7 protein-coding genes are annotated in these 8454 nt (G+C 62.1%); all 7 read left to right on the top strand.

From position 1 onward, the window contains the following. The first annotated feature begins 51 nt into the window (after positions 1-51). The 7 genes from istA to AC1DCZ_RS19110 all read left to right on the top strand — a co-directional run bounded on the left by istA (position 52) and on the right by AC1DCZ_RS19110 (position 7688). On the top strand, positions 52-1593 hold the full coding sequence (gene istA / locus AC1DCZ_RS19140) for an IS21 family transposase (RefSeq protein WP_476975978.1): 1542 nt from the start codon (positions 52-54) through the stop codon (positions 1591-1593). Next, positions 1590-2369 (top strand): IS21-like element helper ATPase IstB, encoded by a 780-nt coding sequence (gene istB, locus AC1DCZ_RS19135; protein WP_476975977.1) that lies wholly within the window; start codon positions 1590-1592, stop codon positions 2367-2369. The genes istA and istB overlap by 4 nt, the downstream gene beginning before the upstream one ends. Before the next feature lie 14 nt (positions 2370-2383). After that, a complete protein-coding gene (locus AC1DCZ_RS19130; RefSeq protein WP_476975976.1) occupies positions 2384-2809 on the top strand; it encodes a hypothetical protein in 426 nt (141 codons plus the stop codon). Continuing rightward, entirely contained in the window at positions 2796-4580 is a 1785-nt protein-coding gene (locus AC1DCZ_RS19125) for an ATP-dependent helicase (RefSeq protein ID WP_476975975.1), read from the top strand. Before AC1DCZ_RS19130 ends, AC1DCZ_RS19125 begins: the two co-directional genes overlap by 14 nt. Positions 4581-4761: 181 nt before the next feature. Next, positions 4762-5892, top strand: coding sequence for a tyrosine-type recombinase/integrase (locus tag AC1DCZ_RS19120; RefSeq protein WP_476975974.1), 1131 nt, complete (start codon positions 4762-4764; stop codon positions 5890-5892). Continuing rightward, on the top strand, positions 5885-6238 hold the full coding sequence (locus AC1DCZ_RS19115) for a helix-turn-helix domain-containing protein (RefSeq protein WP_201433288.1): 354 nt from the start codon (positions 5885-5887) through the stop codon (positions 6236-6238). Before AC1DCZ_RS19120 ends, AC1DCZ_RS19115 begins: the two co-directional genes overlap by 8 nt. A 379-nt stretch (positions 6239-6617) precedes the next feature. Then, entirely contained in the window at positions 6618-7688 is a 1071-nt protein-coding gene (locus AC1DCZ_RS19110; protein WP_476975973.1) for a tyrosine-type recombinase/integrase, read from the top strand. Positions 7689-8454 lie beyond the last annotated feature (766 nt).

Raw genomic sequence — 8454 nt, 5'->3', positions numbered from 1 at the left:
GGTTTGATGACGGTGTCTAGTCGCACCAAAGTCGCCCGGGAAGAGGCCCTAATGAAGTTTGACGGAGAAATCATGGAAATACTCGCTGCGTATGATCTGACCGGATCGTTGCGCGCCGCCGCGGAACTCACCGGCTGCTCGCACCACACGGTCGCCAGGCACGTCGCTGCCCGCGACGCCGGCCAGCCGATCGCCGAACCGGTCTACCGGGGCCGGGTCACCGATGCGTACCTGCCCAAGATCGAGGAATGGATAGAAGCGTCCAAGGGCAAGATCCGTGCCGACAAAGCCCACGCGAAACTCCGAGACCTCGGCTACGAGGGTTCGGAGCGCTCGACCCGCCGGGCCGTCGCCCAGGTCCGCGCTGCCTGGCGGCTCGGCCATGTCCGGGTGCACCGGCCCTGGATCACGGAACCGGGCATGTGGCTTCAGTACGATTTCGGCGACGGCCCCGTGATCGAGGGGAAGAAGACCGTTTTGTTCGTGGCCTGGCTGGCATGGTCCCGCTTCAGGATTGTCATCGCGCTGCGGGACCGGACGGCGCCGAGCGTGTTCGCGGCGCTGGACCGCAGCTTCCGTGTCATCGGCGGCGCCCCGACCTACGTCCTGACCGATAACGAGAAGACCGTAACGGTTTCCCATGTTGCCGGGGTCCCGGTGCGCAACCAGCAGACGGTCGAGTTCGCCCGCCACTACGGGGTGACGGTGTTGACCTGCCAGCCGGCTGACCCGGCGTCCAAGGGCGGCGTGGAGGCCTCGGTGAAGGTCGCCAAGGCCGACATCGTGCCCAAGGACACCAACCTGCGTGCCGACTACGCTTCCTTCGCCGAGATCGAGGCGGCCTGCCAGGCGTTTATGGACGAGGTCAACCACCGTGAGCACCGGGCCACCCGCCGCAAACCCGTGACGATGCTGGCCGAGGAAGCGCCGCGGTTGCACCGGATCCCGGACACCGCGCACACCGTCGCGTTCGGGCTCTCCCGCAGTGTCCCGGAGAACACGCCGATGGTCACCTTCGAGAACGGGCAGTACTCCGTCCCGGCGTATCTGCTCGGCGCGCGGGTGTTCGTCCGCGCCCACGGCGCCGGAGCCGACGAGCAGGTCATCATCGTCCACCTCGGCGGCCAGGGGCCGGTGGAAGTCGCCCGGCACCGGCGCGCCCGGCCCGGCAGCCCGGCGATCAACGACGCCCACTTCCCTGACCACCGGCCGAAAATCCCGGGTGAGTACACGGTGAAAGCCAGGACGGCCGCGGAGACGGAGTTCCTTAGCATCGGCGACGGCGCCCGGACCTGGCTGCTCGAGGCCGCAGCGGCGGGCACGGCCCGGATGAACGTGAAGATGGCCGAAGCGGTCGCCCTGGCGAAGATCGCCGGGCAGTCCGAGGTCGATCAGGCCCTCGGGACTGCGGCCATCCATGGCCGCTTCGCGAACAAGGACCTGGCCTCGATCCTGAACGCCGCGAGCACGCGAACGACCACCCATGCTGCCGGGGAGACCCGGTCCTTGACCCAGGGCACCGCCGGGTGGGCGGCGATTGGCCGACCACCCGTTGCCGCCCGTGTTGACGGCGCCCTGGAGGAAAGCGCGTGAGCCCGGTCCCGGTCACCGCGCCCGTACTGGCGCCGGAGCTGGAGGCGTTGATGCGGCAGTTGAAGATGCCCCATGCGCGGGCGCTGGCGCCGGAACTGATCGCGACCGCCCGCGCCCAGCGCTGGGAACCGGCCGAGGTCATCAAGGCACTCTTTGTCGAGGAAGTCGCCGGCCGGTCCCGGTCCATGCTCGCCACCAGGCGCAAGGCCGCGGGCTTCCCGACCGGGAAGACTTTCGACACCTGGGACCCTGACGCCTCCTCGATCCCGGCACCGACGCAGCAGGCGCTGCGGACGCTGGAATGGATCGGGCGGAAGGAAAACGTCGTGATCTGCGGCCCCTCCGGCACGGGCAAGACGTTCTTCCTTGAAGCCCTCGGCCAGCAAGCCGTCGAGGCCGGCCTGCGGGTCGCGTGGTTCCGGCTCGAGGACCTCGGCGCTCTGATGCGCGCCCACCGCTCCGATGACAGCGTCACCAGAGTCGTCGCCCGGATCCTGCGCGCAGATTTGGTGGTGGTCGATGACATCGGCCTGTTGCCGGTGGGCACGGACGCGGCCGAGGGCCTCTACCGCCTCGTCGACGCCGCCTACGAGAAACGCTCCATCGCGGTTTCCTCAAACCTGCATCCGGCCGGCTTTGACGAGCTCATGCCCAAAACCCTCGCCACCGCCACCGTGGACCGGCTGCTGCACCACGCGCATGTCTGCCAGACCTCAGGAGAATCGATCCGCCTCAGCCAGGCACTGGCCGGAAAAGGAGTCACCCCAATGAACTAAACCCACACCCCAACATGGCCAACGCCACCGAACACCCGGTGGGCAGATCTCGTGGCCATGAGTGGGCAGTTTTCATGGCCACCAGCGGGCATTTTTGCTGGCCGCCCGTGGGCACAAACTATTGGCCATTGACATCGCTTCAAGGAATGCATGCCGCGAAACCACCTGAAGTTGTTTGGATCAATGGCACCGACGGCTCCGGCAATCCAGTACCAGGCGCCATCGAATCTATGCTCATGACGTTTGACGAGGACATGTGCCTTGCGGCCTGTCAGACCATCCAACCTGGACTTTCAGGTGACACCATGAGACAGATGAAGAAGCTCAAGGGCAGTTCAGGCACTTTCTTAGCTCGTGCGCTCATCGATCGCCACGCCGACTGGCACAGTTGGCCTACGCCCCTACGAGAATTGATCCAAAAAATTGATGTCGCAATTTGAAGATGGGCGCCCGGATGTCTCACTGAGCTTCCTGCAGCGGAAGGCAATTGACTCTGACTCTCGTGCCATCGTGGTCTTGGCCGGCGCTGGGAGTGGTAAGACCGAGGTCGTGGCGCGCCGTGTACAGCGACTGCTCACCCAAGATGGGGGCGGGCGTATCCTTGCGCTGTCGTATACGAACAAGGCGGCCGAGGAATTGGGCGAGCGTCTGCGGTCGCGTGTCGGCTCGGAATCTGAGCGAGTTACTACTGAGACCATTCATGGGTTTGCTCATTCACTACTTCGTCAACACTCGACCAGAATCGGCTTGCCAATCGAACCAGAAATCTTGACTCGAGACGAGGACCGAGCTGAGTTGCTGAACCAGTGGCTTAGCAGCCAGGGGCTGCGACCCGCCACCAATCCTTCTGAGCAATTACACGACATCGACATCAAGCGCGCACGTAAAATCGACACCCCAGAGGTTGATGATTGGCGGCGAGCTTTGGCCAGTCTTCCGGCGTTGGATTATGCAGCCCTTCTTGATGCCGCTCTTGAGATACTTGAACTCAAATCCGTCCGTCGGCAATTGGGGCGCACTTACACCCACATTGTCGTTGATGAAGCTCAAAACCTGACGCTGTCACAATATCTCCTACTTACAACCCTTATTGGCGAGCAAGGCGAGGGACCTGCGTTGATGCTCGTCGGTGACGACAAGCAATCAATAATAAGCTTCGCGGGAGCCGACCCGGACTTAATAAAGCGTTTCGCGCGATCGTACAACGCAGAGGTCATAGAATTGACCGAAAATTTCAGGTCCGCGGCCATTATCAGCAGACTTGCCGGTCTTATAGCAGGCGAGCTTGGGCAGAACCAGTTGCCTACGGAACCTCACGCGGCGCCTGGGCGCATTGAATTTGTCTCAGGAACAGATGAAAACGATGAAGCAGGGAAAATCAGCGACTGGGTAGAAGGTCTCCTACAACGTGGTCTACCCGGGGAGTCAGTCGCTGATGGGGAAGCAGTCAAGGTGCGAGCAGAAGATATCGCTATTCTTGGGCGCTCGGCTTCGGCGCTTCGCGAAATTGCGAAGGCGCTCGAAGTAAGAGAAGTGGTTTATTCGACGAGCAGCGACGCCGCAGACTGGCTGGAGGGACTAGCTGGAAAAGTCGTGCTGGAGCTTATTGCCTTCAACGCCGCGGCGAGACATGTTTCGCCTCAGTGGCAGCTGGGCCGGCTGATCGATTTAGACCCGGAACTGCTCGAATCTCGCGACCAAATCGCTGCGGCAATTCGTTCACATGACAATGCGCTCATCGCAGCTCTGGCAGAACTGGTTGATGAAACCGACATGCGACGATTCATTGAGAGTCTGAGCACGTTGGTCCGTGACAGCGACGCGAGCACATCAGAGCTCGCTTCCTGGAACGCTGACGTCGAGGAGATTGAGAAGGCGTGGCGGGACTACAACGCCACGGTAGATCGTGACTCGTGGTCGTGGGCGGACTTCCGCCTTTTTTGCTCACGTCGGCAGCGTGGTTCGGCTACGCACGGGGTGCAGCTCCTAACAGTCCACAAATCTCAAGGAAGAGAATTCCGTGCCGTTGCCATCGTCGGTATGAATGAAGGCCAGATTCCCGATTTCCGAGCAAAGTCGGACAGTGAGCGAGCCAGCGAATTGCGGACATTCTATGTTGCTGTGACGCGGGCACGGCGGGTACTCCTTTTATCAAGAGCACTTCGTCGCACGACACGGTACGGGCAGCGAGCTACGACTCCTTCGCCATAAGTGGGACCAGTAGAAGTAGATGAGAAAACTGGTCTCTCTGTGCTTTTAGCCGTTTTTGCAGGTCAGGCTGATGTGGCGATGCCTCGACGTCGATCGGCATGAAAGGGTCGATCCGCGCGCTGCTGCGGCACAACAACGTAATCTCTCATTAAATGAGAGATTTTTGCGTACAGTTTGATCAGTGAGCATCGAACCTGGGCGGATTCCGGCCTTTCTGACCAACGTGAATGTCGGGCTGCTGCGTGCCGAGGATCGTGTTTTCGAGGCGATGTTGGCTGGTTGGCGTGCGCAGATGCTGGCGCGTGGCCTGTCGACGTCGTACATCAAAAGCTCGTGCGGGACAGTCCAGCGGTTCCAGGAGCACGCCAATGAGTATCCGTGGACGTGGACGGCCCATCATGTGGACGAGTTCCTGGCGGACCGGCGCAGCTCAGAGAAGGGTCTGGCGCTGTCGACGTTGAGGGCTAATTCCGGGGCTATCAGGGCGTTTTGCTCCTACCTGACGGACGGGCGTTACGGCTGGGCGTCGTTCTGCGAACGGGTCTTTTCGGACATTCCGGTGCAGGTGGTCTTCGAGTGGAACTCGCCCCGGCATACGACCGATGATGCCGTGCCGGCGCGGCGTCGGGCCTTCACTCGGACCGAACTGCAGACCTTCTTCGACGCCGCCGACGACCTGGTCGACGCCGAGTTCGCCAAGGGTTCAAAACGTTGGCTGCCGGCGCTGAGGGACTCGACGGCGTTCAAGGTCGCTTACGCCTACGGGCTGCGCCGGCGTGAACTGGTGATGCTCGAGTACGTCGATTTCGGCCCGAACCCGCACGTTGAACAGTTCGGACGCTTCGGGGCGCTCCAGGTCCGCTGGGCCAAGGGAACCAAGGGCTCAGGGCCCCGCCGCCGGACCGTGCTCACCGTCCCGGAATTCGACTGGGTGGTGGGGCTCCTCGAGTACTGGCTCTCCCCTGACGGCCGCAAACGATTCCCCACCGCTGACCGGTCAGCCAGCCTCTGGCCATCAGAGCGCTCAGGCTCAACTGTTTACCGCAACTTCGATCGTTCGTTCCAGCGGGTGCGGAAAATCGCAGGGCTCCCGGAAGAACTGACCCTGCACACGCTGAGGCACTCCTACGTGACGCACCTGATTGAAGCCGGTTACGACCCGCTGTTTATCCAGCAGCAGGTCGGACACAGCTACTCCTCCACCACGGCCCTCTATACTTCCGTGTCGGCGGACTTCAAACAGAAGACCATCCAAAAAATGATCGCCCAGCGGCTACGCAAGGGCGACGGCGAGGGGAACAGCCATGGCTGAACAGCGACGGATCGGCTACCGCTGGAACCTCCGGCAGCTCATGGCCCAACGAAACCTCTGGAAAACCACCGAGCTGCTCCCCCTGCTCAAGGCCCGGGGCATCAACCTCTCCAACGCCCAGGTCCACCGGCTCGTCACTGGAACACCCGAGCGCATTCCCGCCCAGACCTTCGCAGCCCTCTGCGACATCCTCGAGTGCACGCCCAACGACCTGTTCGAGCCCTTCGTGCAGATGCGCGCCGCCAAGACCGCGAACGCCCCAAAGCGGCCAGAAGACCTGGGCATCACTCCCGGTGCGCCAATTGCCCGCCGGATCCGGGTTCTGCCACCGGACGAAGATGACTAGGCCCCGTAAAGCTGGCGACCCCGCAAAATGGCCTGAAGCCTGCGCCCGCTGCGCCGAACACCATCAAATCGCAGTTCGGTGGCCCGACGGCGGAATCTGCGGCTACTGCTACCAACAGGCCAAAAGAACTCGCGGCAGCTGCGCCTGCGGCCACGAGGGAGTCTTGCCCGGCCGCGTCGACACCCTGCCGGCCTGCCGGAAATGCTCCGGCGTCCACCTCAACGTCGACTGCATCTCATGCGGCAAAGAAGACGAACTACACTCAGGCAACCGATGCTGGTCATGCATCCTTGCCCTGACCGTTGACCGGATCCTCAGCACGCCGGACAACCGGCCGCCCTCCCCCGAACTCCGGGCAGTTGGAACCGCTCTGAAGTCCATGAAACGCGCCAACAGCGGACTCACCTGGATCCAGCAACCACACGTCACCGAGTTCCTCCAACAACTCGCCACCGAGCCTGCGATTACCCACGCCCGCCTCGACCAACTCCCGGCATCACGCACCCGCGAATACGTCCGCGGACTCATGGTCGAACACAACGCACTGCCGCGACGAGATGAACTCAGTGCAAGGTTTAGCGACTGGGCCGAGCAGGCCCTCGACCGGATCACCAGCCCAAGCCACCGCGACATCACCCGCCGATACATCCGCTGGCACCACCAGCGCCGCATGAATCAGATGGACGAAGTCACCCGAGGAACGTTCCTGCGGGCCAAACAAGCAGTCACCGTCGCCATCGACCTGCAGAACTGGCTCAGCGAACAAGGCATCGAACTCGCCGAAGTGAACCAGGCACACCTGGACCGATGGCAGGCAGAAGGCCCCACGACGCGAGGCATCGCGTCACGATTCCTCGACTGGGCAATCAGGACAAGCCTCATCGATCCCTCCCTGAAACTGCAGCCCCACCGTCGTGGCACCAGCCCGCGGCTCGACGCCGCCGCTCAGACTGAACTCGTCACCAATCTCAGCCGCACGGCCGACATGAACCCGAGAGACCGCGCAGCAGCCATTCTCATCCTGGTCTTCGGCCAGCAAGTCTCGGACATCGTCAAACTGACCTGGGACAACGTCACCGTGACAGAGGAACTCGTCACCATCACCCTCGGAACCGTCAAAATCGCACTTGCGTCACCGCTCGATGAGCCCTGGCGCGAACTCGCAGCCAAGCCAACCCATCACCAGACAGCAGCGCACCGCAACAGCAACTGGGTATTCCGCGGCGGCTCACCCGGCCAGCACCTACAGGCCTCAACCCTCACTCAACGGCTGAGCACGGCCTTCAGCAGTCGCGCGGCCAGGCTCGGAACCCTCCACGAACTCACCAAACTCGCCCCCGTGGCCATCATCGCCGAAGCCCTCGGCTACTCCCCGGGCACAATCGATCGCCACGCCATCGACTCATCCGCCAACTATGCCCAATACATCGCCATGCGCCGCCCCGTATGAGACACACCGCTACTGCGTTCGTTGGATTACATCAGCGCTTGGAGAACTCACTCCGAGCCTCTCGAAGCGACATCTCCCTCCTGCGGAAATCAACTTGTTGTTGGGCGAGCGTCGCGGTCCCGTAGGACGCGTCTCGGTCAGCTGGAATACCGAGGGCCGTCAAGTACTCAAGAAGTAGGGGTCGATCGAATCGATCCCGAATTCGGCGAGCCGAGTATCGATCCGCTTGTTCGAACTCAAGGGGATCGCCCGACGAGAACCATGTCCACCTGCCATCCGTCGCAGTGGCAGAAATTGACCGGACATACAAAAGTGGTGGCTGACCGGTCGGACCGAAAAGTTCCAACTGAGTTTGACTATGCCCAGGTCCATATGTCGGAACGCAGCTTGCTACGACACAACGAACTCCCAACCGGCGCGACAAAGCTGGAGAGGGTGCGGTCGAATCACCACCATGAAGGAAGTTGTTGATCAGAGCCGTCCAACCACCGCACTCGGCGGCCAGCAGGCGGGTCCACGGCGCCTCGAAGGGAAGCATCAGTGGCAGTGCCTCAGTCAGAGCGATGCCGGTTGCCCTCAACTCCCAGTCATCAGAAAGACTACTCAGGACGCGGGAAAGTGGAGCTTCAAGAAAATGCACGACGGATCCCATGGGGTTGGCTTCCCCACCAAGCAAAACAGTCACAGCATCACGCTATAGGGTCCGCCCAACGAACGGCTTCCGGGAAGCCAACTCGTCCCACATCAACACGTCCCGCTGCCAGTT

The sequence above is a fragment of the Arthrobacter sp. 10N418 genome (assembly GCF_056394725.1).
This window is presented reverse-complemented; position numbering and strand designations above follow the sequence as displayed.